Genomic DNA, 25,312 nt, shown 5'->3' with positions numbered 1-25,312 from the left:
CCCAATCAAGATCACTGTGTTCCATCAGACAAACCGCAGTGCCTGATTTTGGGGCCGCTTCGCAGCCCAGCGCGGGGCAAGCCCGCTCACCACAAAAAGCCTGTTCGCCACGGTCATGCGCGCCTGTCGTCCTACAACCTAGCCGCGCCTGACACTTTTCACACCCGTGAGATAGCCCGCAAAAGCCGTAATCTTTCAGATTGACAGCGGGTAGGTAGCCCGATATAAAAGCCACAGTTGTACGACGACATATGACGTTACATATGTCCTACCTAACAAAAATAAAAAGTGATGCCATGAACTTGATCGAGCCCATCAACGCCCAGCGCGTTGGCCAAGCTGTAGGCAACTATCGCTGGACCATCTGCGCGATGTTGTTTTTCGCGACCACCGTCAACTACCTCGACCGCCAGGTGCTCAGCCTGCTTGCGCCGCAGTTGTCGACGCAATTTGGCTGGAGCAACACCGATTACGCCAATATCGCGGCGGTGTTCCAGTTTGTGTATGCGATTTCCATGCTGTTTGCCGGGCGGTTTGTCGACAAGATCGGCACCAAGGCCGCCTACGTGATCGCGATTGCGGTCTGGTCCACCGGCGCCATCATGCATGCGTTCTCGGTGCCGATGGGCGAGGGCATCGCGGCGGTCAGCGCCGCGTTCGGCCTGGCGGTGATCCCCGTGTCCATCGCCGGCTTCATGCTGTCCCGGGCCGTGCTGGCGATTGGCGAGGCGGGTAACTTCCCGATTGCGATCAAGGCCACCGCCGAATATTTCCCCAAGAAAGAACGCTCGCTGGCCACCGGGATCTTCAACTCCGGCGCCAACGTCGGCGCGATCCTGGCGCCGATCTGCGTGCCCCTGATCGCCGGGATGTGGGGCTGGGAAGCGGCCTTTATGGTTATCGGCATGCTGGGCTTTGTGTGGGTGGCGGTTTGGGCGGCGGTGTATGAGAAGCCGGAGCAGCAGAAACGCCTGTCGGCCGAAGAGCTGGCCTATATCCGCAGCGACCAGGCGCAGCAGCCCTCTATCCCGCCGTTTGCAGGCGCGGTACAGAAAAAAGTCTCGTGGTTCAAGTTGCTCACCTACCGCCAGACCTGGGCGTTTGCTTTCGGCAAGTTCATGACCGATGGCGTGTGGTGGTTCTTCCTGTTCTGGCTGCCTACCTACCTGTCGGCGCAATACGGCATGAAAGGCGCCGATATCGTCATGCCGCTGGCCGTGCTGTACAGCATGACCATGGTCGGCAGCATCGGCGGCGGCTGGTTCCCCAGCTACTTCATGGCCCGTGGCGATGCCCCCTACGACGGCCGCATGAAAGCCATGCTGGTAATCGCGCTGTTCCCGTTGGTGGTGTTGCTGGCACAACCGTTGGGCTACATCAGCTTCTGGGTCCCGGTATTGCTGATCGGCGTCGGCGCCTCGGCGCACCAGGCGTGGTCGTGCAACATCTTCACCACCGTGTCCGACATGTTCCCGCAGAAAACCGTGGCCTCGGTGGTCGGCATCGGCGGCATGGCCGGCGGCATCGGCGGTGTGGTGATGACCAAGATCGGCGGCTGGGTGTTCGACTACTACAAGTCCATCAATGACATTCACACCGGCTACATGATCATGTTCGCGATCTGTGCGCTGGCGTACCTGGTGGCGTGGAGCGTGATGAAGACCCTGGTGCCGCGCCACAAGGAAATCACGGACCTGTAAACCCAGACCCGCTACCTCTGTGGTGAGCGGGCTTGTCGAATCGTCGCACCGCCCGCGTTGGGGTGCGAAGCGCCCCTAATAAAGACGGATGCGTTGTATCAGGCACTCCGCTGCGCCTGGTTTAGGGGCTGCTGCGCAGCCCAACGCGGGACAAGCCCGCTCGCCACAGGTCCGTCGAATCACCCATAACGTTGTGTCGAGACCCATTCCTTCAAGCGTCTTTTCTACAACGCGCACGCCCAGGTCTGGCTGACCAGCTGCTTGCCGAAACTCAAGGTCGGCTCTTCTTCCACCAACTCGAAACCGGCTTTCTGGTAGAGCTTGCGCGCATCGGTCAGGGCGCTCATGGTCCACAGCATCATGCGGGTGTAGCCGGCATCGCGGGCAAAGCGCAGGCATTCGTCCACCAGGCGCTGGCCGATGCCCAGGCCCCGCGCACTCGCATCCACGTAGAGCATGCGCAGCTTGGCGGTTGTATCGTCATGGCGCACGACGAACACCGAACCCACCACCTCGCCATCCTTCTCCGCGATCCAGCAGTGCTCCCGCGCCGGGTCGAACTCGCGCAGGTACTTGGCGACGATCTCCGCCACCAGCGCTTCAAACTCCCAGTTCCAATGGTATTCGCGGGCATACAGCGCGGCTTGCCGCTGCACCACCAGGCCCATATCCCCGGGGCGTGGATCGCGCAGCAGGTAGCTCGACGGGCTGCCTTGCAACAGGGCCTGGATGCGTTGCATGGCGTCGGTCAATTGCTGCTGCTGGGGTTCGGGCAGGCTCTCGAGCAGGGCGATGACTTCATCCTGGGTCTGCTGTTCCAGCGGCGCCAGGACCGCGCGACCGAGATCGGTGAGGTGCAATTGCACCGCGCGCGCATCGGTGGCGCAGCGGACTTTCTGGATCAGGCCGTTTTTCTCGAAGCCACTGGTCAGGCGGCTCAGGTAACCCGCGTCGAGGCTGAGCATCTGGCACAGGTCGGCGCTGGTGAGGTCGCCACGGGAGGACAGCTCGTACATCACCCGAATTTCAGTCAGGGAATAGTCGCTGTGCAGCAGGTGTTCCTGCAGCACGCCGATCTGGTGGGTGTAGAAGCGATTGAAGCCGCGCACGATGCCGGCGCGTTCCACAAGCAGGGGAGTGGACATGGCGGATGCTCGAATGGTTGCCTTAGGCAATTATATTGTTGCCTCAGGCAAGCATGTCAATGGCTTTGCTCGACGGTCACCGTCCTCCCTGCACTGGCCGTCGCCTGGGGGCTCGTCAATATGATTCGAATCGCCATGACCACGCCGATCAGCACCGCGCCCAGGCCCGCGGCTTCCATGGGTGTGGGCCATCGCCCGTGGAACCCCAGGCCGAGCAGGGTGGCGAAGAGGGATTCGAGGGCGATCAATTGGCCGCTGAGCACCATCGGCAGGCGTCGGGTCGCGGCGTTCCAGGCCCAGGCGCCGACGAGGGTCGACATCACCGCAATGATCAGGGCCCAGGCATAGAGCGGGCCTGCCTGGGAAAGGCCGAAGCCGAGCGTCGGCAGCGTGAACAAGCCAAGTGCCTGGATGAACGGCAGCAGGCACAGCGTAGCGACACCGGCGCCCACCATCATCAGTGCGGTCCAGAGGCCGGTTGCCTGCGCCGCGAGGTGCGTCAGTTGCCGTTGGTTGATCACGCTGAACCACAACCAGAGGGCGACCGCACTCAGGGAAAAAACCAGCCCCGCCAACCAGGCGCTTGTATCCAATGCAGGTTGATGAAAGCTGCTGATGTTCGACAGCACGAGGCCCGTCGTGAGGCATGCCAGGGGGGCTGCCAGTCGGCGCCATGGGACTGTCCGGGTGCTGGCGTTACCCACCAGAGCCAACAATACCGGCACCGTGCCGATAAACGCCGGGGTCATGACCGGGCCGCCGAACATCACGCCGGCAGCGATGCACAGGCCGTAGCCCAGGCAACCCACCGCCCCGAGGGCGGCAGCGAGGCATCGCTGGGCGGGCCTGAGCGTGCGCAGTTGTGCCCGGCATAGCAGCACACCCGTGCCGCCCAGCACGCCTGCGATCAAAAACCGCACGGCCATCAGGTCATAAAGGCTGTAGCCGCCAGTGACGTAGGGCGCGATGAAGTTCAGCGCCCAGCCCAGTGTGGCAACAATCGCGAGCAGCACGCCGACGGCAATGGAGGTCTGTGCAGCGTTCATCTGGGGGCATCCATTGAGGTAATGGATCCATGGTGCCCAGTCATGCGGGTGTGCTACAAACGAGTTCTCGGCCGTGGATGTATAACCTCAGATTATGAATACACTTGGCAAGACCCTGCCGCCCCTGGCCAGCCTGTTGCCGTTTGAAGCGGCGGCACGCCTGGGCAGTTTCTCCAAGGCAGCCGATGAGCTGCACATCACCCAGGCCGCCATCAGCCGCCAGATTCGCGGGCTGGAAGACAACCTGGGGGTGAAGCTGTTCAGCCGACGCAACCGGGCGGTGTTCCTCACCCAAGAGGGGCGGGAACTGGGCCGGGTGGTCGGCGAGGCGCTGCGCAGCATCAGTGAGAGTGCCACCAGCCTGCGGGGGTCAACCCACAGTCATCGCGTGGTGTTGCTGTGCCAGTTGTGCGAAGCGTTTTATTGGCTGATGCCGCGCCTGTCGACGTTCCACCAGCAATACCCGCACATCGAAATCCAGGTGGTGACCTCCACCCGGCCCCTGACGGAGTTCACCAGTCACTTCGACGTGGCCTTGCAAAGTACCGGGCGCGCGAGTGGCAGCCATCCGCTGATGTTCACCGCCGCCGACGAAGTGTTCCCGGTGTGCAGCCCCGGCTATCTGGACAGCAAACCACCGCTGTCGCTCGCCGGGTTGCAGTCGCGCACCTTGTTGCACCACAGCTCCCATCCTCCGCACCTGATGGAGTGGGACAGCTGGTTGCAGGTGTTCGGCCAGGCCTTGGGCGGGGAGGTGCGCGGTGCGACCTTCGATAGCTACCCGCTGATGTTGCAGGCGGCGGTGGAGGGGCATGGGATCGCCATGGGCTGGCGGCGTACGGCGAGCCGGTTGATTGACAGCGGGGCGCTGGTAAGGCCCTGTGTCGAGAGTGTGCATTTGCCCCAGGCGCTATCGATTTATCGGCAGCAGGGAGAGGACATCCGCGCTGAAGTCATGGCGTTGCTCGACTGGCTGGAGGTGCAATTGCAGGATGAAGGCTGACAGGGGCGCCGCCGCCCCTGTCATATGCCGCTATGGCTTGCGCGTCACCCGCCACACGGTATTGGCCAGGTCGTCGGCGATGATCAGCGCGCCTTTCGGGTCGACCGTCACCCCCACCGGGCGCCCACGGGTCTTGCCGTCGTCACCGCGAAAGCCGGTGGCGAAATCAATCGGCTCACCCGATGGCCTGCCATTGCTGAACGGCACGAAGATCACCTTGTAGCCCACCGGGTTGTCGCGGTTCCAGCTGCCGTGCTCGCCGACGAATACGCCGTCGGCAAATTGCTCGCCCATGGCCGGGATGGAAAAGTCCACGCCGAGTGCGGCCACGTGGGAGCCCAGGCTGTAGTCGGGCTTGATCGCGGCGGCGACTTTGGCCGGGTTCTGCGGTTGCGCGCGCGGGTCGACGTTCTGGCCCCAATAGCTGTAGGGCCAGCCGTAGAACGCGCCTTCTTTCACCGAGGTCAGGTAGTCGGGCACCAGGTCGGGGCCGAGTTCGTCGCGCTCGTTGACCACCGTCCACAGTTGCCCGGAGTCGGGTTGGATGGTCAGCGCCGTCGGGTTGCGCAGGCCGGTGGCGTATGGTTTGTGCGCGCCGGTCGCTGCATCGATCTGCCAGACCATGGCGCGGTCGATTTCCACTTCCATGCCACGTTCGGTCACGTTGCTGTTGGAGCCGATCCCCACATACAACTGGCGTCCATCGGCACTCACCGCCAGGGACTTGGTCCAGTGATGGTTGATCTGCGCCGGCAGGTCGGTGACTTTGACCGGTGCGCCGCTGGCCTTGGTCTGGCCATCGGTGTAGTCGAAGCGCACGAGCGCATCCTGGTTGGCCACGTAGAGCTTGCCATCGGCAAACGCCAGGCCGTAGGGCGCGTTGAGGTTGTCGGCGAACACCGTCTTCAACTCATAGGTGCCGTCACCGTCGGCATCGCGCAGCAGCGTCAGGCGGTTGCCGCCCTTGACCTTGGTATTGCCCTGGGCCTTGATCACGCTGGCGATCACATCCTTGGGCTTGAGCTTGGCCGCACTGCCGCCTCGGCCTTCGGCGATCAGGATGTCGCCGTTGGGCAGCACCAGGGTCTGGCGCGGGATGGCCAGGTCGGTGGCGATGGCCGTGACGCTGTAGCCGTCGGGCACCTTGGGTTTCTGATCGCCCCAGGGGGTGGGCTCGGCGATCTTCATGCTCGGCAACAGGCTGCTTTGTTGCTCCGGCAACGTGGGGTCGGGGCCACGGGCCTGGGTCTTGTCACCTTCGCCGCCGCAGGCGCTCAGCAACAGCGCGGCGCTCAATACGCTCAGTGTGTGGGACGTTTTCATTTGGCACCTCCCGAGCGCAGGCCGGTCCAGGTGGCCGCCAGTGTCAGCAGCAAGACGACGGCCGACATGATCAGCCCGGCAGGCATTGAGGCGTAGGCATCCTTGGCATGTTGAAAGGCATTGACCAGCCCTAATACCCAGGTGGCTAACAGCAGCAGGACATACCGCGTGGGTTGCCCCGCCTTGCGCTCGGCGCGAAGCAGGTTGACCAGCGCAAACAGGAACGCGAACCCACAGAACAACAGAGCACCGGCAATCAACCAGGACGCAAAGTTGGCCCATTGAATCTGGTAGGTCTGGGTGTAGGCAATGTCGCTGAGCAAGGCCCCGAGAAACAGCGGCACGGTGCCGGCCAGCAAGGTCGCATGCAGCGGCCCCGGCATGTATCGGTAGGCGGGAAGGGTTGTCATGGTAAGGCGGCTCCTTGTTGTACAACGCCCCTGGTCGGGGCTGCGCATAGGAAATGAACGCCTTACCTGTCAGATAGTTCAGCATAATTCGTGTCGAAATATTAAGAACCAGCCGGAAAGCTGGCATGCTCAAGGCTTCACATAAGGAGCCGTACCCATGCCAACCCTGCACCTGCTGTGCGGCAAGATCGCCTCGGGCAAGTCGACACTGGCCAAGACCCTGGTGGCCGAACACGCCGCCATCCTGCTCAGCGAAGACACCTGGCTCGCCCAGTTGTACCCCGGTGAAATCCTCTCGATCGCCGACTACCTGCGCTGTGCCCAGCGTATTCGCGGGGTGTTGGGCCCGCTGGTGATCAACCTGCTTGAATCCGGCGTCAACGTGGTGCTGGATTTTCCCGCCAATACCCTGGCCAATCGCGAATGGCTGCTGGGGTTGGCGCAGGCCGCCAAGGTGCCGCACCGCCTGCATTACCTCGAGCTGGACGACGCCACCTGCCGCGCAAGGCTGCATGCGCGCAATGCCCGGGGCGATCATGATTTCGCGGCAACGGATGCCGAGTTCGACCTGATCACCCGGCATTTCTGCGTGCCGAGTGAGGCGGAAGGGCTGGTGATCGAGGTGCATCGCCCATGAGTCCGCCTTCTGCGGGCATCGACGCGGACGGTTTTATCCTCACCGTCCCCGACACCGCCGTGCAGCTTGAATACCAGCCGTTGCTGGCGGATGTCTGCGCGTCGCTCTCGAGGGACGACCTGGGCCTGGACGGCCTCTATCTCTACGGCAGTGTCGCAAGGGGCGACGCCATTCCCGGCGTTTCCGACCTCGACCTCACCTTGGTGCTGCACGAGCCGGCAACCGCGGAGCTATTGGCCCGGCTGGAGGCAGTCCGGCGTGCGCTGGAGCAGCGGCACCCCCTTGTCACCAAGGTGGATTTCGATATCGGCCACCGCGCGCAAGTACTGGCGGCGGAAAACCGCAACAGGTGGGGCTTCTGGCTCAAACACCAGTGCCGCTGCCTGTGGGGCAATGATCTGTCAGTGCATTTCGAACGGTTTCGGCCATCCCGTGACATCGCGCTGGCGGTAAATGGTGATTTTTACGCCGTATTGAGCACGTACCTCACGCGCATCGCGTGCGCCGACACCGAGGTGCAGCGACTTCGCTTGCAGCGCGAGGCTTCACGCAAGCTGATCAGGTCCACCCATGTATTGCTTTCGGAAGATGCGTCGACATGGCCCCTCACCCTCGAAGAGCATGTGGCGATGTTCGTCCGGGGGTATCCGCAGCGGGTCACTCACCTTGCGTTCTTTCTCTTTGAGGCCAGGAACCCTGGCGCCACGATGGAAAACTTCACCGCGCGGCTTCGGGCTTTTCTGGATTGGATGGATTCACCCACCGTCCTTCCTACGTACGTAGCGGATTAAAAATGTGGGGCTGTGCTTGCGCCATAAGGCTTATCCAAAGATGATAGGTTTATTAGCGTTAAACCTGACATTTCATACGTCAAGCCTATGGAACTCCCATGATCAACTTCCGCCTTATTCGCCACCTCTGGCTGTTCCTCGCCGTGGCCGAAGAACAGAACTTCGGCCGTGCCGCCAAGCGCCTGGGCATGTCGCAGCCGCCGTTGAGCGAGCAGATCCAGGTGCTGGAGCAGGCGCTCAAGGTCACGTTGTTCGAGCGTTCGCGGCGGGGCGCCAAGTTGACGCCGGTGGGTGCGGCGATCCTGCCGGCGGTGCGCAAGTTCGCCGAACAGTTGGAGCGCCTGGAGCTGGCGGTGGAGGAGGCGGTGGCGGGGCAGTCGGGCATGCTCACCATTGGCGCGATTTCCACGGCGATGTTTGATGTGTTGCCTGGCTTGATCGACCTGCTCAAGCAGCGATACCCCCAGCTCACCGTATCGGTGCGCGAGATCGACAGCGTGGAGGCGGTACCGGCGCTGGAGGCGGGGGATATCGACCTGGCGTTTGCGCGATTGGACGGCGACCTCGGCCCGGCGATCCAGTCCTTGCCGTTGCGCGAGGACCGCCTGATGGTGGCGCTGCCCGGCGATCACCCGCTGGCGTCGCGCACGCGCATCAGCCTGTCGAGCCTGGCCAGCGAGCCTTTGGTGATGTTTTCGCGCAAGGTCAGCCCGGTGTACTTCGACAACCTGATCGCCACGTGCCGCGCCAGCGGGTTCTCGCCGCGGGTGCTGCATGAGGTGCGTTCGGTGGCCTCGCAGATTGCCTTTGTCAGCTGCGGCCAGGGCATCGCGCTGGTGCCGGCCTCGTTGAAAAAACTCGCCCCGGATAACGTGGTGCTGCGGGCCTTGACCCAGAAGCTCAACGTCGTGACGACGGCGGTCGCCTGGAACTCGCAAAGGCCAAACCCGTTAGTCACAGAACTGGTCGCACAATTCCAGGCTCATACGATTGGCGTATGAAAACGTTCTGCAATCGGTCATTTACACGCGCAGGGAAACCCTTGAAATTGGCCGCCTTTGTGTTCAAGGAGCCCTCGCCATGTCGTTCACTCACACCCGTCTGCCGCTGACGGTAGATGGCGTATCGCTGGATATCGCCGCCCTGCATCGCTCCGGTGAGCACGCGCCGATCCTGTTCCTGCACGGCTTTGGCTCCACCAAGGAAGACTACGCCGATATCGTCCTGCACCCGGCTTTCGACGGGTATCCCTTTGTTGCGTATGACGCGCCCGGCTGTGGCGAAAGTGAATGCGCCGACCTGGGGGCAATCAGCATCCCGTTCCTGCTCGAAACCGCCTTGCAGGTGCTGGAGCACTTCCAGATCGAACGTTTCCACCTGGTCGGCCACTCCATGGGCGGGTTGACGGCCTTGCTGCTGGCGCACCGTTTCCCTGGCCGTGTCCTGAGTTTCACCGATATCGAAGGCAATATCGCCGCGCAAGACTGCTTTCTCAGTCGCCAGATCGTCGACTACCCGGCGGATGACCCGGAGGTGTTCTTCAGCGCCTTCATCGAACGCACCCGCCAGGCGCCGGCGTATGCCAGCGCCCTGTATTCAGCGAGCTTGCGCCACAAGGTCCGCGCCGGCGCGGTGCGCGGGATTTTCCAATCGATGGTGACGCTTTCCGATAACGCCGACCTGATGGACAAGTTCCTCGGCCTGCCATGCCCCAAGCTGTTCATGTACGGCGCGGAGAACGCCGGGCTGTCCTACCTGCCGCACATCCAGGCTAACGGTGTGCGCCTGGCGCCCATTGCGACGTGCGGGCACTTCCCGATGTATTCCAACCCGCAGGCGATGTGGCAACAGATCGCGGCATTCATCAGGACTTGAAGCGCCCCACCAGGCCATTCAGCTCATCCGACAGGTTCGACAGGCGCCCCGAGTCGTCCTGCGCCGAGTTGGCCAGGCTTTCCACCAGGCGTGCCTCGTCGTAGATCTGCTGGATATGCCGGTTGATCTCTTCGGCCACGCTGTGTTGTTCCTCCGCGGCGGCGGAGATTTGCAGGTTCTGGTCGCGGATTTCGTTGACCGACAGCTGGATGCCTTCAAAGCTGTCCCGCGCGCTTTCGATGGACGACACACTGGCCCGTGACAGGTCCAGGCAACTGCCCATTTTTTGCGTGACTTCCTGGGTCTTGTTTTCCAGGGTGCCGAGCAGGTGCTCGATCTCGCCGGTGGAGTCGGAGGTGCGCTTGGCCAACGCGCGCACCTCGTCGGCGACCACGGCAAAACCACGGCCCTGGTCACCGGCACGGGCAGCCTCGATGGCGGCGTTGAGGGCCAGCAGGTTGGTCTGTTCGGCAATCGCACGGATGGTGCCGATGATTTGGTTGATGCTGCGGCTGCCGGCTTCCAGTTCGACCATGGCGTCGGACGATTCGGTCAGGCGGCGGCCCAGACGGTTGACGTTATCGGTGGTGACTTCGATCTGCTGCTTGCCCTCGGCCACGCGGCGATGGCCGTTCTCCGCCGACTCTGCCGCACTGCTGCAGGAGCGGGCGACTTCGTTGGCGGTGGCGACCATTTCGTTGAACGCGGTGGACACCAGTTCCACCGCCTCGCGCTGGCGCCCGGCGGCTTCGTTCATGTTATGTGCGACTTCGCTGTTGACCTTGGAGGCGTTGTGCAAATTGGCCGACGCCGCGCCGATGTGCTGGATCAATTGGCGAATCGCGGCGAGGAACTTGTTGAACCAGCCGGCCAGTTCGGCGGTTTCATCCTTGCCCTGCACCTGCAGTGCGTGGCGCAGGTCGCCTTCGCCCTCGGCAATCGACTGCAAGCCGCTGCTGACCTGGCCGATGGGCTTGACGATCACCTTGGAAAACGCCGCCGCAAGCACGCCGAAGATCAGCACCAGCACGCCGACGATGACCGCTGTGAGGTAGGTCATGCGCGTGGCTTCGGCCATCACTTCGCGGTGCTCGATCAGGCCGATATAGCGCCAGCCCAGGCCGGGAGAGGTCCACACGTTGGCCATGTAGCGCACGCCGTCGATTTCCACCTCGGTAGAACCCTGGGACGTCTCGGCCAGGTGCGCATAGGCGGCGCCCAGGTCCTTGAGCGGCTTGAAACTGTGGGCGGCGTCGCGCGGGTCGACCAGCACCACGCCGTCTTCGATCAGCATCACGTAGCCGCTTTCGCCGAGCTTGATGCTCTTGACCAGTTCGGTGAGGTTCTTCAGCGACACGCTGACCACGAACACGCCCTTGGCCTTGCCGGCGTTATCCAGCAGCGCCCGGGCAGTGCCCACCAGCGCCACGTCGTCTTTGTCGTAGTAGTAAGCCGGCGTGCGCACGGTCTTGCCGGGGCTGGCCATCGCGGCCTTGTACCAGGGGCGCGTGCGTGGATCGTACTTGGCCAACTGCGGGTCATCCGGCCATTTGGCGTAGGTACCGTCTTCCAGGCCGATGGACAGGATCGCGGCGGCCGGGTGCGTGGCGCCGAAGCGTGCAAAGCGCTTGATCACATCCTGCGCCGCCGCCGGCATCGGCTGGCTGGCTGCATCGGCAGGCTGGTAATTCTTCAGAGAGTCCACGGCGGTGTATACAGGATCGGTGGCCATTTGATCGACGTTCTGCAGTGTGCCGTCGAAGAACTGGCGGATATTGCCGTCGATCTGGCGGATTTCCCGGGTGCTGCCATCGATGAACTGATCCACCGCCTGGGTCCGTGTGTTCATCACGGAGATCACGGCCACCAGGCTTACCGGAATAAACGCCACAGAGACAAATGCCAGCACCAGCTTATTTTTTATTTTCATCGAGACGACCATCAGCGCAGAGGGTGGTCAAATCGTCCGCTCAGGAAAAACAGCGCGGCGATTTGCTATCACTGCTGTTTCGGCCCGGTGCCGGTAAATCTTTAGGGTTTTTTGTACACAATACAAAGTGCTTATTGTTCTGTATCCAATCAGTAGACATCACGCAGGTAACGCTTCTGTTCGCTCAACTGGCGCCAGTATTCCACTGCGCCCTCAACGCCAAGCCCGCCGTGGGTTTGCGCGACCTGGCGCAGCGCCTGGTCGACATCCTTGGCCATATGGCTGGCATCCCCGCAGATATACAGCCTGGCGCCGTCCTGCAACCAGCGCCACAGCTCGGCACCCTGTTCGTGGATGCGGTCCTGTACGTAGATCTTTTGCGCCTGGTCGCGGGAGAACGCCAGGCTCAGGTGGGTGAGCAGGCCGTCGCGCTGCATGCCTTGCAGTTCATCCTGGTAATAGAAGTCGCTGGCCGCGTGCTGCTCGCCGAAGAACAGCCAGTTGCGGCCCTGGTGCCCCTGGGCCCGACGTTCCTGCAAAAACGCGCGGAACGGCGCCACACCGGTGCCGGGGCCGATCATGATCATCGGTACGTCGCCGTCGGCCGGTGTGCGGAAGTGCTTGGACGGCTGCACGAACAACGGCACCTCGCTGTCTGCGGCGCGGTCGGCGAGGAAGGTCGAGGACACGCCCTTGCGCTTGCCATAACGCACGGCGGCCACGGTGAGGTGCACTTCCTGTGGGTAGGCCTTGGCGCTGGAGGCGATTGAATACAAACGTGGTTGCAGGCGCTTGAGGGTGCCGAGCAGTTCGTCCGCCGAGCAATCGATGGGGTACTCGTGCAGCACATCCACCAGTTGCCGGCCCCACAGCCAAGCCTGCAGTTCGGTCTTGTGCTCGGGGCTCAGCAGGCGCTTAAGGCCTGGGTTGGCACTGCGCTCGGCGATAAAGGCGAGGGTGTCGCTGCTGGGGCGGGCGATTTCGAAACGCTGGGTCAATGCCTGGTGCAGCGGTACATCGCCGAAGGTGTCGATGTTCACGCAGGCACTGGCATCCAGGCGCGTCAGGTCGAGCAGTTCGTTGACCAGTTCCGGGCAGTTGCGCGGCATCACTCCCAGGGCATCACCGGCTTCATAGCTCAGCCCGGAGTCGGTCAGGTCCAGGGCGAACTGGCGGGTTTCCTTGTGGGTGCTCTGCGGGTTCAGGTGCCGGTTGAGCAGCAGCCGTGAGCCATGCAGCTTGGTTTTGCCGGCCGGTGTGGCGGGTGTTACCGGGGCTACGGGCTTTGCCGGGTGGAGGGTCTGTTGGAATTGGGCCAGCCACGCATCGGCGCGCTCTTCGAATTCGGTGTCGCAATCCACGCGCTCCAGCAGGCGGGTCGCGCCCAGCTCCAGCAGGCGCTGGTCAAGGCGTTTGCCGTGCTTGCAGAACTGGTCGTAATTCGGATCGCCCAGGGCCAGTACCGCAAAGCGCAGCGACTCCAGGCGCATCTCGGCGGTGCTGAGGCTGTGCCAGAAGCCTTCGCCATTGTCCGGCGGGTCGCCGTCGCCGAAGGTACTGCTGATCAGCGCCAGGTTTTGTGTGCTCGCCAGTTTGCTGGCCGGGAAATCCGCCATCGCGCTGAGCTCGACGCTGATACCGGCGTCGCGCAGGCGCTTGGCGAATCGCTCGGCGAGGGCTTCGGCGTTGCCGGTCTGGGAGGCCCATAACAGGGTGACGCCCGGGGAGGGCGTTGCGGCGATGGCGCTGACGTCTGCGCGGCTGAACAATCCGCCGAGCAAACCGTCCAGCCACAGTCGGGAATCCTTGGTCAGCGGCGCATGGGTTGGCATCACCGGCACACCCGCTGCCAGGCGCCCGGCCTCGGAGCGCAGACCGCTGAGGAAACCTGCCAGGTAAGTACGCTCGCTGTCGCTCAGTGTCGGCGCCGGCACGTTACGGAGGCCGGCAATATCGGCGAAGGCGTCGAGGCGCGACAGGGTGAGGTCCTCTACTAAGGGGGGCAAGTCTTGCGAGACCGGCCCATCGAGAAACTGGTGATCGATCAACTCGACCCGGGCCAGGGCGACGGCACAGAACTTGAACTCGGGTTGCAGGGAAATCGGATCGACCGCGTCGTTGGTCACCGCGTTGATCGCCAGGTTTTCGCCAAATACATCGTTCCAGTGGAAAGGCGCAAAACAGTTGCCCGGCCGCACGCGGTCGGTGACCACCGCAGGCAGTACGGCACGCCCACGGCAGGAGCGCACCTCCACGCGGTCCTTGTCCTGGATGCCCAGGCTGGCGGCGTCTTCGGGGTGCAGTTCGACGAAGGGGCCGGGGTTGAGTTTGTTCAGGGTGGCGACCTTGCCGGTCTTGGTCAGGGTGTGCCACTGGTGCTGCAAACGCCCGGTGTTGAGCACGAAAGGGAAGGCCTCATCCGGCATCTCCGCCGGCGGCATATGCGGGCGCGCCAGGAACTGGCCCTTGCCGTTCTCGGTGGCGAATCTGAGCGTGCCTGTATTCAGGTAGCGGATCGGGTTGCGGTCCGCGCCGGCGTCTGAAGCGCAGGGCCATTGCAGCGGTTGCGCGCGCAGCCGTTGATGGCTGGCGCCGCGAATGTCATAGCCGGTCTTGGGGTTCCAGGCGCGCTTGATCTCGTCGAAGACCTCGGCGGCGCTGGCATAGGTGAAGGCTTCGGCAAAGCCCATCTCGCAAGCGACCCTGGCGATGATCTGCCAGTCGGGCAAGGTCTGGCCCGGTGGTTCGACGGCTTTTTGCATCAGGGTCAGGTTGCGCTCGGAGTTGATCATCACCCCATCGGCCTCGGCCCACAGCGCACCGGGCAGCAGGATGTCGGCGTAGCGGTTGGTTTCGGTGTCGAGGAAGGCGTCCTGGGTGATCACCAGTTCGGCGGCTTGCAGGCCTTCGATGACCTTGCGGCGATTGGGCGCGCTGGCCACCGGGTTGGTGCAGATGATCCAGCAGGCCTTGATCTGCCCGGCGCTCATCTGCTCGAACAGCGCCACGGTGCCGCCGCCGACCTGGCGCGGCAGGCTGCCTGGGGGGATCTGCCAGAGGTCTTCGATAAATGCGCGGTCGGCTTCCACCAGCACCGAGCGCTGCCCCGGCAGGCCCGGGCCCATGTAGCCCATCTCACGGCCGCCCATGGCATTGGGTTGGCCGGTGAGGGAAAACGGCCCGCTGCCGGGGCGGCAGATGGCGCCGGTGGCCAGGTGCAGGTTGCACAGGGCGTTGGTGTTCCAGGTGCCGTGGGTGCTTTGGTTGAGGCCCATGGTCCAGCAGCTCATCCACTCGGCGGCGGCGCCTATCCAGTCGGCGGCCTGGCGGATATCCGCTTCCGCCAGGCCGGTGATCTCGGCGACCGTGTGCGGCGGGTAGTCCTCGAGAAAGCCGGGCATGGCCTCCCAGCCCTCGGTGAACGCGGCAATGAACGCGGGGTCGGTGTGGCCGTTCTTGACCAGCAGGTGCAACAGGCCATTGAGCAGGGCGAGGTCGGTGCCGGGTTTGATCGGCAGGTACAGGCCGGCCTTGTCCGCCGTGGCGCTGCGCCGTGGGTCGACCACGATCAGCTTCGCCCCGGCCTTGATCCGGTCCATCATGCGCAGGAACAGGATCGGGTGACAGTCGGCCATATTGGCGCCGATCACGAAGAACAGGTCGGCGCGGTCGAAGTCTTCATAGGAGCCCGGCGGCCCGTCGGAGCCCAGGGACAGCTTGTAGCCGCTGCCGGCGCTGGCCATGCACAGGCGCGAGTTGGACTCGACGTTGTTGGTGCGCACAAAGCCCTTGGCCAGCTTATTGATCAGGTACTGGGCCTCCAGGGACATTTGCCCGGAGACGTAAAAGGACAGGGCATCCGGCCCGTGACTGTCGAGGATGCCGCGCAGGCGCCCGGCGGTTTCGCTGATGGCGGTGTCCATGGCGATGCGCACCGGGTCGTGGTCACGCTTCTCGCGCAGGTAGGCGTTTTCCATCCGCCCGGACTCGGCGATGGCCTGCCCGCAGGTGGTGCCTTTGGTGCACAGGCGGCCGAAGTTGGTGGGGTGGGCCTTATCACCGATGACCTTGACCACCTTATTGTGCTCGACCTGCATGATGATGCCGCAGCCCACACCACAATAGGGACACACACTGCGTACGCTTTGGTTTGCCATCCGTCACCCTCGAAACTTTTTCTGCCCGCCAACAAAAAAGCGCCCTGCAACCCTCCGTTGGAAACGGGGATTGCACGGCGCCTTTGTCGTGAATGGGCAATCAGCGTTGACTGCTCTGTGTGTGTTCCTAGCAAGTCACGCGCCAATTTCTTAAGCACGGGCAAATTGTGGCAAGCCCGCTCACCACAATAAGCCCGCTCTTCCGTGACCCTTTGATTTTTATCCGGGAATGCACTTTTTTGTCGCGGGATGCACCAGTTGGAGGCGCTGAAGTGTGCATTCAGTCTCGATGAGTACCGCCAGAAGGCGTCGCAGTAAGGCTCGCGACCAATTGGCACAGACCCTGCAAGCTCCCCCTCAACCCACCTCGGTCAACGACGATCGACAACAGGGGCATAAAGCGGTAGATCCGGCGCAGTCGCCGATCCGATCCCGCATAAGAACAGGCAAAGGCGCCTGGAACCGCAAGGTTTCAGGCGTTTTTTTTTGCTTTTTAAACCGTGATGAACGTTGTCGGGTGCTTGCTATGAACAAACAGATGAAAACCCTGATCGTCGTCGGCAATGGCATGGTCGGCCACCATTGCGTGGAGCAATTGATCGAACGCGGCGCGCTGGATCACTACCGGTTGCACGTGTTCAGCGAAGAGCCGATGCGTGCCTATGACCGCGTGCATCTTTCGGAGTACTTCACCGGCCGCGATGCCGAGTCCCTGGCGTTGTCGGACGCCGCGTTGTACCAGACGCCGGGTGTCACCCTGCACCTGGGCGTACCGGTGCTGGAGATCGACCGCGAACGCTGTGAAGTGATCACCGCCCAGGGCTGCGTGGGCTACGACAAGCTGGTGCTGGCCACCGGTTCCTATCCGTTCGTGCCGCCGATCGAGGGCGCCGAAGGCGACTCGCGCCTGGTGTATCGCACCCTCGAAGACCTCGACGCCATCCGTGCCGCAGCCGCCAATGCCCGCCGTGGTGTGGTGGTGGGCGGTGGCCTGCTCGGCCTGGAAGCCGCCAACGCCCTGAAAAGCCTGGGCCTGGAAGCCCATGTGGTGGAGTTCGCGCCGCGCTTGATGCCGGTACAGCTGGATGATTTTGGCGGCCTGGCCCTCAAGGCCCAGATCGAGCGGCTGGGCGTCGGTGTGCATCTGTCCCGCGCCACCCAGTCGATCAGCGCCGGCGAGCGGTACCGCTATCGCATGAACTTTGCCAATGACGAGTTCCTTGAGACTGACCTGATTGTGTTCTCCGCCGGGATCCGCGCCCAGGACGCCCTGGCTCGCCAGGCCGGCCTGGACATTGGCCCGCGCGGCGGCGTGGTGATCAACGACGAGTGCTTGAGCTGCGACCCCAACATCTATGCGATTGGCGAATGCGCTTCCTGGAACGGCAGCCTGTTCGGCCTGGTTGCGCCGGGTTACCAAATGGCCCGTGGCGTCGCCGCGCTGTTGTGCGAGCACAGCGCCGAGCCGTTTGTCGGCGCCGACATGTCCACCAAGCTCAAGTTGCTGGGCGTGGACGTGGGCTCCATCGGCGACGCCCACGCCCATACGCCGGGTGCGCGCAGCTACCAGTTCATCGACGAGGCGACCGCCAGCTATCGGCGCCTGGTGGTGGATGCGAGCGGCAAACACGTGATCGGCGCGGTGCTGGTCGGCGACAACAGCTACTACGACACCTTGCTGCAATACATGCAGAACAGCATCGCGCTGCCGGCCGAACCGGCCAGCCTGATCCTGCCATCGTCCAGCGGCGCACCGACCCTCGGCCCAGGCGCCTTGCCGGACTCGGCCACGGTGTGCTCGTGCCACAACGTCAACAAGGGCGCGATCTGCTCGGCCATCGACGGCGGTTGCAGCGACCTTGGCCTGCTCAAGTCGCAGACCAAGGCCTGCACCGGTTGCGGTGGGTGTGCCGGATTGCTCAAGCAGGTGTTCGAGCACGAGCTGATTGCCCGTGGCGTCAGCGTCGACAAGAGCCTGTGCGAACACTTCGCCTATACCCGCCAGGAGTTGTATGCCCTGGTGCGCGTGGAAGGGGTGACCACCTTCGAAGAACTGCTGGCCAGACACGGCCGTGGCCACACCGGCTGCGATGTGTGCAAACCGGCGGTGGGGTCGATCCTGGCCTCGTGCTGGAACCAGCCGATCATGGACGCGTCCCTGGTGCCGTTGCAGGACACCAACGACACCTTCATGGCCAACATGCAGAAGAACGGCACCTACTCGGTAGTGCCGCGTATTCCGGGCGGTGAGATCACCGCCGACAAGCTGATCGTGATTGGCGAAGTGGCGAAGAAATACGACCTCTACACCAAGATCACCGGCGGCCAGCGCATCGACCTGTTTGGCGCGCAACTGCACGAGTTGCCGGACATCTGGGCCGAGCTGATCGCGGCCGGGTTTGAAACCGGCCACGCCTATGGCAAGTCCACGCGCACGGTGAAGTCCTGCGTGGGCAGCACCTGGTGCCGCTACGGTGTGCAGGACAGCGTGAAAATGGCGCTGCTGATCGAGGACCGCTACAAGGGCCTGCGTTCGCCGCACAAGCTCAAGTTCGCGGTATCCGGCTGCACCCGCGAATGCGCCGAGGCGCAGAGCAAGGACGTGGGCGTGATCGCCACCGAGAAGGGCTGGAACCTCTACATCGCCGGCAACGGCGGCATGCGCCCACGCCACGCCGAACTGTTCGCCACCGACCTGGATGACGCCACGCTGATCCAGTACATCGACCGCTTCCTGATGTTCTACATCCGCACCGCCGACAAATTGCAACGCACCTCGGTCTGGCGCGAAAGCCTGGAAGGCGGCCTGGATTTCCTCAAGGACGTGATCCTGCACGACAGCCTGGGCCTGGGCGCCGAGCTCGAAGCGCAGATGCAACTGGTGGTCGACCGCTATGAATGCGAGTGGGCCAACGCCCTCAAGGACCCGGAAAAACTCAAGCGCTTCCGCACCTTCGTCAACGACAAACGCCCCGACCCGGACATCCACTTTGTCCAGGAACGCGGCCAGCGTCGGCCGATCATGGCCGCCGAACTCAACCTGATTGCCGTCACCGAGGAGCTTGCCTGATGAGCCAGTCCAACACGCAGCGCAACCTTGCCACCTGGAAAAGCGTGTGCAACGAGACCGACCTGGTGAGTAATTCCGGCGTCGTAGTGTGGCTGGACGGCGCCCAGGTCGCGCTGTTCTACCTGCCCGGCGCCCGGGACCAGACGCTGTACGCTATCGACAACCACGACCCGGAATCCGGCGCGAATGTGATCGGACGCGGGCTGGTCGGCAGCATCAAGGGCGACCTGGTGGTGGCCGCGCCGATCTATAAGCAGCATTACCGTTTGGAAGACGGCCAGTGCCTGGAGGCACCGCACCAGCGTTTGCGGGTATGGCCGGTGCGGCTGAGCGGTGGGGTGGTGGAGTTGGGAGTGGACTGATGCAGCGCTGCAGGTGAGTGGCCAAGCCGCTCTCCTGCAGCACCCTGGCGCCTACTTGCCGGCTTTGCGGCTGGCCGGCCTGAACAGCAGGCTCAAGAGGAACACAGCCGTCTTGATATCAAGCAGGCGCAAGGCTGCACGTGCTTCTTCCGGTCGCACCCTGGCCAGCATGGGCATGGCGCCGAAGATCTTACCCTTGAGTACCAGGTCGTCACCGCTGCGCTCTATGGCGCTCACGGTCATCAGCTCGCTGTTGTCGCTGCCGAATATTTTCATGATCAGTTCCTTGTCACACGGTCGAAATCGATGCCCAGGTCATCGAATATTTTGATTGCGGTGCCCCGGCCGGCGCCGAATACGCCGCCGCCCGGGTGCATGAAAGGACCCACCAGGTACAGGTTGTCCAGCCCGGGTACGCTCAAGCGGCCGAGGTCGGGCGTAGGGCGGTGGGCGAAACTCTGGTAGAAGTAGGGGGCGACGCCGTGTACATCGCCCTTGACCATGGAGTTGGGCGAACTGCGTTCCAGGTCCAGCGGCGAGCACACCTTGCGGGCGATGATGTTATCCGGCGTAAGGTTCTTGACGAACTTGCGGTACGCCTGGAGGCTCAGATCGCCGAATTCCTCCTTGTACTCGTCCCAGCGTGCGGCACCGCCTTCGGCGAGGTCATAGGGTGCGAACGTCATACCGTGGAACATGCCCTTGCCTGGCGGCACGCGGGTCGGGTCGTTGATGCTCTCGTCGCCACCGGCCACCAGCCTGCGCCTGGACACCCGCCCACGGCGCAACTCGTCGAAGTCGTCGAGCATGTCGCTCAGGCGGTCGCAGCTCATCATGGTCAGCATCGTGGCGCGACCGACATCGGCGCCGGCATGAAACTCGGCCTGCCGGTGCAAGTCGTAGTGGCTCACGAACAGGCTGAATGGGGCCAGCGTGGCGCGTTCGGCGCGTGCGGTCACCCCAGGATCAAGCCCGTCGACGAAGCGTTTGATGACATGGGGGTGCAAGGCGCCGACCACCGCGTCTCGGGCCAGAATTCGCTCACCGTCGGCCAGCTCCACACCGTTGGCGCGCCCGCCTTCGACGATCACCTTGCGCACTTCGCTGTTACAACGGATCTCGCCGCCGTGGTGCTCGATGCAGCGCACCAGGGCTTCTGAAAGCTTGCCACTGCCACCCACCGGTTGCGACACGCCGTAGGTGTGCATGATGCCGACGAACACATACACCCCCATACCTGTACCCAACTCGTCCGGGGCTTGCAGGTTTTCGGCGATCACCCGCAACAGGTGGATCTTGACCTTGTCGTGCTCAAACAGGTTGTCGACGATGTCCAGGGTACTGCGCTGCATGGCGTCGAACATCTCGCGGCCTTCCTGGCTCTGGTCAAGCATGGCGACCATGGCCCCCATGGGCGGCGGGGGCGAATAGAAACCGGAGAGGAACATCGGCAGCAGCCCGGCGGCCTTGGTCGCCAGCTTGCGATAGGTCTCTGCGTCGCGAGGCGACACGCTGGCGATGGATTCGCAGGCCTTGTCCAGGTCGCGGTAGGTAATCAGTGCGCTGCCGTCTTCGAAGACGGTCGCATGGGGCACATCGGAGTAGTTGTACTTGAGGCCGAACCGGCTGAACAGACCGAGCTCGTCGCGGGTGATCATGGGGTTGCCCTGGATCATGATATGCACGCTGGAGTGCTCGTCATGCCAGAAGCCTGGAGTGTTAAGCTGGCGCGTTGTCACGCCACCGCCCACATAGTCCTTGCGTTCCAGCACGAGGACTTTTTTGCCGGCCTTGGCCAGATAGGCTGCGGCCACGAGGCCATTGTGCCCGCCGCCGATGGCGACGATATCGTAATGATTCATAGGATCTTCCGCTTCTGTTGTTTTTGTTGTCGGCGTACTGCCCGGGGGCAGGGCGCCGCTGTGCCGGATACTGGGGCAACGGGCCGGCAGGCGGAAGACGGCACTTTAATGTAGGTCGGTTACCTGAATGTACGTACCCCCCAGGGGCTGGCAGGGAGAGAGGGATGCACAAAGGTGAAGGCTCGATGCATGTGGTCGACAAGATTCAGCGCCAGGCGCTGGATGATCTGAAAGCGCGGGTGCTGCGCGGCGGCAATGATCCCCATGGGCCTGTGCGTGAATCCCTGGCTCGGCTTGGCGACCGCTGGACCCCGTTGCTGTTGCTGGTGCTGCACACCGGTACGCTGCGTTTTACCGAACTGCAACGGCAGGTCAACGATATGGCGGAAGGTAGCTTGTCGCAGCGCATTCTCACCCTCAAGCTGCGTGCGCTGGAACGTGACGGCATGCTCGAACGTCGTGTGATCGCTACCATTCCGCCGCAGGTGGAATACAGCCTCAAGCCATTGGGCGTTTCATTGGTCACCCAGTTTGAGGCGCTGCTGGTGTGGCTCGAACAACAGGCCCCGGTCATCGAGGCCGCCCGCCAGGCCTACGATGCCTGATCGGGATCCATCGAGGCGGCGGTCTCGATGATCAGGTTGCGCAACCAGGCCAGCCCGGGGTCGAGCTGCTGGTATTTGTTCCACTGCATGGACATGGTCAGCGGCGGCGCGGTCCAGGGGGCGGACACGATCCGCAGCGGCAAGTATTGTGCCCATCTCTCCGCCAGGCGACGGTGCATGGTGGCGACCCGCAGGGTACCGATCAGAAACGGCGGCACACTGTTGAAGGTGTTGGTGGTCACTTCCACCCGGCGTGTGAACCCGAAACTGCGCGCAAACCACTCATCAGCCATGGGGGCGCGATGTTCGCCGCCCCAGCGCACCAGCACGTGCCCCAGCGCCTTGTAGTCATCCATGGACAAAGGCCCATTGGCCGCCGGATGGTCCTTGCACATCACGCACACGTATTCATCGCTGAACAGCGCCACACAGGGGTGTTCCTTGAGGATGTTCTTGTCCGGCAGCACCAGGAAGTCCACGTGCCCACGCTCGATCTCAAGGGCGGCCTCATCCGTGGGCAGGAACTGTTCGATGGAGCATGACGGTGCCAGGGTGTTCAGCCTGCGACTGACCTCGGGCAGCAGCACCATGCCCACATAATCCGACGCCATCAGCGTGAAGTTTCGGCGTGCCAGGTCCGGCTGGAATCGGCTGCGGTTTTCCAAGGTGGAGCGCATCTGGATCAGCAAATCACGAATCGGCTGGGCCAGGGTTTCGGCCATCGGTGTACGGACCATCCTGCGACCGACCTGTACCAGTAAATCATCTTCGAAATAGTCGCGCAGGCGTGACAACGCCGCACTGGTGGCCGGCTGGCTGAGGTGCAGGCGCTCACCGGTACGGGTGATGTTCTGCTCCGCCAGCAGCATGTCCAGCACCACGAGGAGGTTCAAATCCAGACCGTGAAAGCGCATGGCGTTACTCCGTTTTTTATGATTGTGCTTACGGGCATCCAGGCTTGTTATACCTGCCTGGCAAAGGATTTGAAACGCAAATAGCGGTGGCTGTTGGGCTATCCATCTGATGGATGGGACCTATCCGAACAAACAATTTCCGGCATACCTGAGGGGTGAGTAAGGTTGGCCCATGTTCAGCCAGCCCCCTGTGAGGCCGGCCATAACAACAATAAATATGGAGAGCAGTCCTGTGTCCCACCTCACGCTTCCAAGCCTGTGTGCCCACTTCACTCTGCATCCAAGAGGAGTGCGTTGATGAGCGCCATCAAGCATGTGCTGATCGTCGGCGGTGGCATTGGCGGCCTCAGCGCCGCCATCGCCCTGCGCAAGTCCGGCGTAGTGGTCGATATTGTCGAAATCAGCCCCCAGGCCAAGGTGTATCACGTGGGTATCGTGGTCCAGGCCAACTGCATTCGCGCCATGGCGCAACTGGGTATTGCCGACGCGGCCGTGGCCGCGGGTTTCCCTTACAAGGGCCTGCGCATCTGCAACCAGCAGGGGGAGGTAAAAGCCGAACTCAGTGGTGCACGGCTGGCCGGCGAGCAGTATCCCGCGAACCTCGGACTGACCCGTCCGGCGTTGCATCAGGTATTGCTTGATGCGGTGGCCGCCAGTGGCGCCAACCTGCGTCTGGGCCTGACCTTCAGTGATATTTCTCAACATGAACACGGCGTCAGCGTGGGGTTCACCGACGGCAGTCGGGGTGATTATGACCTGGTGGTGGGGGCTGACGGTGTGTACTCCAAAGTGCGTACGACGGTATTCGGCGAGCAGTACACGCCGCAATTCACGGGGCAGGGCGTGTGGCGCTACAACCTGCCACGGCCCAAGGACCTGCTCTGGTCGCACATGTTTGAGGGCAAGCCGGGCGGCAAGGCTGGCTACACGCCATTGACCGAAGACAGCCTGTACATCCTGTCGGTGTTCGAAGAACCCGGCAACCCGTTCTTCGACCCGGACACGCTGGCCGCCGAGTTCCGCCGACGTCTTGAAGGCTACGGCGGCCTGGTGCCGGAGCTGAGCGCCCAGATCACCGACAACACCCAAGTGGTCTACCGCCCACTCGAAGCCCTGTTGATGCCGGCCCCCTGGTACCGCGGGCGCGTGTTGTTGATTGGCGATGCCGCGCACGCCACCACGCCGCACATGGGCCAGGGCGCCGCGCAGGCGGTGGAGGATGCCGTGGTGCTGGGTGAACTGTGTGGCGCCGAGCTGAGTCTGGCCGAGGTGCTCGAAGGTTTCATGCAGCGTCGCTACGAGCGTTGCAAATTCATCAACCAAGGGTCCGTGCAGATCGGCGAGTGGGAGCAGCGGCCGACACCGGATGCCAACTTCGCCGGTTTGATGAAACAGATGATCGATGTGGTCGCCCAGCCTATCTGACCCAAGGACATGCTCATGCAACGTAATCCACTCAAAGGCTGGCAGGTCGACCGCGACGCTATCGGTTTCGTCGGCCACGATCTGCAACGCCCCGAATGCATCATCGCCCAGCCCGACGGCAGCCTGTGGTCCGCCGACGCACGTGGCGGGGTGATGCATATTACTGCCAATGGCGAGCAGACCTTGTTGGCGCCCACGCAGGTGGAGGCGCAGGCGGCGTCCTTCGAATCGCGCTATGTGCAGTCCCAGGGCGCGTCGCTGCCCAATGGCCTGGCGCTGACGGAGCAGGGCGACTTCATCATCTGCAACTGGGGCCTGGACCGTATCGAGAAGCTCGACCGCCAGGGCCATGTCCAGGTGCTGTTTGACCAGCTCGACGGCAAGCCCCTGGGCAAGACCAACTTCCCTCTACGGGATCGCAAGGGGCGTATCTGGTTCACGGTGACGACCACGATGCAACCGTGGACCGACTCGATCAATTCCGGCGTGCTGGATGGCTACATCGGCGTGATCGACGCCCAGGGCATTCGCATCGTCGCCGAAGGGTTTGGCGGCACCAACGAAATCCGCTTCGACGACAACGAAGAATGGTTGTACGTGGTGGAAAGCAATGTGCGGCGAATCTCCCGCCTGCGCCAGCAGGCCGACGGCTCGCTAGGGGAGCGTGAAGTGTTTGGCCCGGCGGAGCTGGAGGGCTTTCCCGACGGTTTTGCCTTCGACAGCTTCGGCAACCTGTGGGTGACCTTGGTGATGAGCGACAAGCTGATTGCCCTGACCCCCGATGGCGAAGTACTCAACCTGCTTGATGACGGTAACCCGGTCGCCACAGCGTTGCTGAACCAGCACTACCGCGCCAAAACCCTCACCCCGCAGATCATGCAGGCCGCCCACGGCACACTGGCACCGTGGATGGCCAGCCTGACGTTTGGCGGGCCCGATTTGAAAACCGTGTACCTGGGCAGTCTGCAGGGCACACGCATTCCGTTTTTCCGGGCGCCACTGGCGGGCCAACCGCTGATCCACTGGCGCTGAATACCGAATAACAAGACAGGAACCG

The 25,312-nt window shown here is 63.0% G+C and carries 20 protein-coding genes and 1 pseudogene; 11 read left to right on the top strand and 10 right to left on the bottom strand.

Annotated elements, in window-relative coordinates; all coding sequences use genetic code 11:
- The first annotated feature begins 296 nt into the window (after positions 1 to 296).
- On the top strand, positions 297 to 1,700 hold the full coding sequence (locus tag B9N88_RS01480) for an MFS transporter (protein WP_027608498.1): 1,404 nt from the start codon (positions 297 to 299) through the stop codon (positions 1,698 to 1,700).
- A gap of 224 nt (positions 1,701 to 1,924) precedes the next feature.
- Here B9N88_RS01480 and B9N88_RS01475 read toward each other — a convergent pair whose 3' ends face one another.
- On the bottom strand, positions 1,925 to 2,845 hold the full coding sequence (locus B9N88_RS01475) for a bifunctional helix-turn-helix transcriptional regulator/GNAT family N-acetyltransferase (RefSeq protein WP_027608497.1): 921 nt from the start codon (positions 2,843 to 2,845) through the stop codon (positions 1,925 to 1,927).
- Positions 2,846 to 2,901: 56 nt separating this feature from the next.
- Positions 2,902 to 3,891 carry a DMT family transporter gene (locus B9N88_RS01470; protein WP_027608496.1) on the bottom strand — a complete coding sequence of 330 codons (990 nt, stop codon included), beginning with the start codon at positions 3,889 to 3,891 and terminating at the stop codon, positions 2,902 to 2,904.
- A 94-nt stretch (positions 3,892 to 3,985) separates the two neighbouring features.
- On the opposite strand from B9N88_RS01470, the gene B9N88_RS01465 reads away from it, so the two are divergent.
- Positions 3,986 to 4,894, top strand: coding sequence for a LysR substrate-binding domain-containing protein (locus B9N88_RS01465; protein ID WP_027608495.1), 909 nt, complete (start codon positions 3,986 to 3,988; stop codon positions 4,892 to 4,894).
- A gap of 30 nt (positions 4,895 to 4,924) precedes the next feature.
- On the opposite strand, the gene B9N88_RS01460 is transcribed toward B9N88_RS01465, so the two are convergent.
- On the bottom strand, positions 4,925 to 6,217 hold the full coding sequence (locus B9N88_RS01460) for a PQQ-dependent sugar dehydrogenase (RefSeq protein WP_027608494.1): 1,293 nt from the start codon (positions 6,215 to 6,217) through the stop codon (positions 4,925 to 4,927).
- Positions 6,214 to 6,627 (bottom strand): DUF2231 domain-containing protein, encoded by a 414-nt coding sequence (locus B9N88_RS01455; RefSeq protein ID WP_027608493.1) that lies wholly within the window; start codon positions 6,625 to 6,627, stop codon positions 6,214 to 6,216. The genes B9N88_RS01460 and B9N88_RS01455 overlap by 4 nt, the downstream gene beginning before the upstream one ends.
- 157 nt (positions 6,628 to 6,784) lie before the next feature.
- On the opposite strand from B9N88_RS01455, the gene B9N88_RS01450 reads away from it, so the two are divergent.
- The 4 genes from B9N88_RS01450 to B9N88_RS01435 all read left to right on the top strand — a co-directional run bounded on the left by B9N88_RS01450 (position 6,785) and on the right by B9N88_RS01435 (position 9,930).
- Positions 6,785 to 7,264, top strand: coding sequence for a P-loop nucleotide/nucleoside kinase family protein (locus tag B9N88_RS01450; RefSeq protein ID WP_027608492.1), 480 nt, complete (start codon positions 6,785 to 6,787; stop codon positions 7,262 to 7,264).
- On the top strand, positions 7,261 to 8,055 hold the full coding sequence (locus B9N88_RS01445) for a nucleotidyltransferase domain-containing protein (RefSeq protein ID WP_027608491.1): 795 nt from the start codon (positions 7,261 to 7,263) through the stop codon (positions 8,053 to 8,055). The genes B9N88_RS01450 and B9N88_RS01445 overlap by 4 nt, the downstream gene beginning before the upstream one ends.
- Before the next feature lie 98 nt (positions 8,056 to 8,153).
- Positions 8,154 to 9,056: a LysR family transcriptional regulator gene (locus B9N88_RS01440; protein ID WP_027608490.1), complete on the top strand. Its 903-nt coding sequence runs from the start codon at positions 8,154 to 8,156 to the stop codon at positions 9,054 to 9,056.
- Between the two features lie 79 nt (positions 9,057 to 9,135).
- Positions 9,136 to 9,930, top strand: coding sequence for an alpha/beta fold hydrolase (locus B9N88_RS01435; RefSeq protein ID WP_027608489.1), 795 nt, complete (start codon positions 9,136 to 9,138; stop codon positions 9,928 to 9,930).
- On the opposite strand, the gene B9N88_RS33130 is transcribed toward B9N88_RS01435, so the two are convergent.
- From B9N88_RS33130 to B9N88_RS01425, 3 genes and pseudogenes are all read right to left on the bottom strand, one after another.
- Positions 9,920 to 10,687 (bottom strand): methyl-accepting chemotaxis protein, encoded by a 768-nt coding sequence (locus tag B9N88_RS33130; protein WP_370737674.1) that lies wholly within the window; start codon positions 10,685 to 10,687, stop codon positions 9,920 to 9,922. The genes B9N88_RS01435 and B9N88_RS33130 overlap by 11 nt on opposite strands.
- Positions 10,688 to 10,774: 87 nt before the next feature.
- Positions 10,775 to 11,779 (bottom strand): annotated as a pseudogene (locus B9N88_RS33125) (cache domain-containing protein); the annotation flags it as partial.
- A 230-nt stretch (positions 11,780 to 12,009) separates the two neighbouring features.
- Complete coding sequence (locus B9N88_RS01425; RefSeq protein ID WP_027608487.1) at positions 12,010 to 16,017, bottom strand: bifunctional nitrate reductase/sulfite reductase flavoprotein subunit alpha; 4,008 nt, start codon at positions 16,015 to 16,017, stop codon at positions 12,010 to 12,012.
- A gap of 526 nt (positions 16,018 to 16,543) precedes the next feature.
- On the opposite strand from B9N88_RS01425, the gene nirB reads away from it, so the two are divergent.
- The gene (gene nirB / locus B9N88_RS01420; protein ID WP_027608486.1) at positions 16,544 to 19,087 is read left to right on the top strand and encodes a nitrite reductase large subunit NirB; all 2,544 of its coding nucleotides are present in this window, start codon (positions 16,544 to 16,546) and stop codon (positions 19,085 to 19,087) included.
- On the top strand, positions 19,087 to 19,449 hold the full coding sequence (gene nirD, locus B9N88_RS01415; RefSeq protein WP_027608485.1) for a nitrite reductase small subunit NirD: 363 nt from the start codon (positions 19,087 to 19,089) through the stop codon (positions 19,447 to 19,449). The genes nirB and nirD overlap by 1 nt, the downstream gene beginning before the upstream one ends.
- Before the next feature lie 51 nt (positions 19,450 to 19,500).
- Here the strand turns inward: nirD and B9N88_RS01410 are convergent, their stop codons facing one another.
- Positions 19,501 to 19,725, bottom strand: coding sequence for a hypothetical protein (locus B9N88_RS01410; protein ID WP_027608484.1), 225 nt, complete (start codon positions 19,723 to 19,725; stop codon positions 19,501 to 19,503).
- A 2-nt stretch (positions 19,726 to 19,727) separates the two neighbouring features.
- Positions 19,728 to 21,311 carry a phytoene desaturase family protein gene (locus B9N88_RS01405; RefSeq protein ID WP_027608483.1) on the bottom strand — a complete coding sequence of 528 codons (1,584 nt, stop codon included), beginning with the start codon at positions 21,309 to 21,311 and terminating at the stop codon, positions 19,728 to 19,730.
- 164 nt (positions 21,312 to 21,475) lie between these two features.
- On the opposite strand from B9N88_RS01405, the gene B9N88_RS01400 reads away from it, so the two are divergent.
- Positions 21,476 to 21,916: a winged helix-turn-helix transcriptional regulator gene (locus tag B9N88_RS01400; RefSeq protein WP_027608482.1), complete on the top strand. Its 441-nt coding sequence runs from the start codon at positions 21,476 to 21,478 to the stop codon at positions 21,914 to 21,916.
- Here the strand turns inward: B9N88_RS01400 and B9N88_RS01395 are convergent.
- On the bottom strand, positions 21,904 to 22,830 hold the full coding sequence (locus B9N88_RS01395) for a LysR family transcriptional regulator (RefSeq protein ID WP_027608481.1): 927 nt from the start codon (positions 22,828 to 22,830) through the stop codon (positions 21,904 to 21,906). The genes B9N88_RS01400 and B9N88_RS01395 overlap by 13 nt on opposite strands.
- Positions 22,831 to 23,127: 297 nt before the next feature.
- On the opposite strand from B9N88_RS01395, the gene B9N88_RS01390 reads away from it, so the two are divergent.
- Together B9N88_RS01390 and B9N88_RS01385 are read left to right on the top strand one after the other, a co-directional pair.
- Positions 23,128 to 24,255, top strand: coding sequence for an FAD-dependent oxidoreductase (locus tag B9N88_RS01390; protein WP_027608480.1), 1,128 nt, complete (start codon positions 23,128 to 23,130; stop codon positions 24,253 to 24,255).
- 15 nt (positions 24,256 to 24,270) lie between these two features.
- Positions 24,271 to 25,287 (top strand): SMP-30/gluconolactonase/LRE family protein, encoded by a 1,017-nt coding sequence (locus tag B9N88_RS01385; RefSeq protein ID WP_027608479.1) that lies wholly within the window; start codon positions 24,271 to 24,273, stop codon positions 25,285 to 25,287.
- The last annotated feature ends 25 nt before the right edge of the window (positions 25,288 to 25,312 follow it).

The organism is Pseudomonas sp. LAMO17WK12:I1 (assembly GCF_900177315.1).
GTDB lineage: Bacteria > Pseudomonadota > Gammaproteobacteria > Pseudomonadales > Pseudomonadaceae > Aquipseudomonas > Aquipseudomonas marginalis.
Note: the sequence above shows the minus strand (reverse complement) of the source record. Positions and strands in the feature narration are given on the sequence as shown.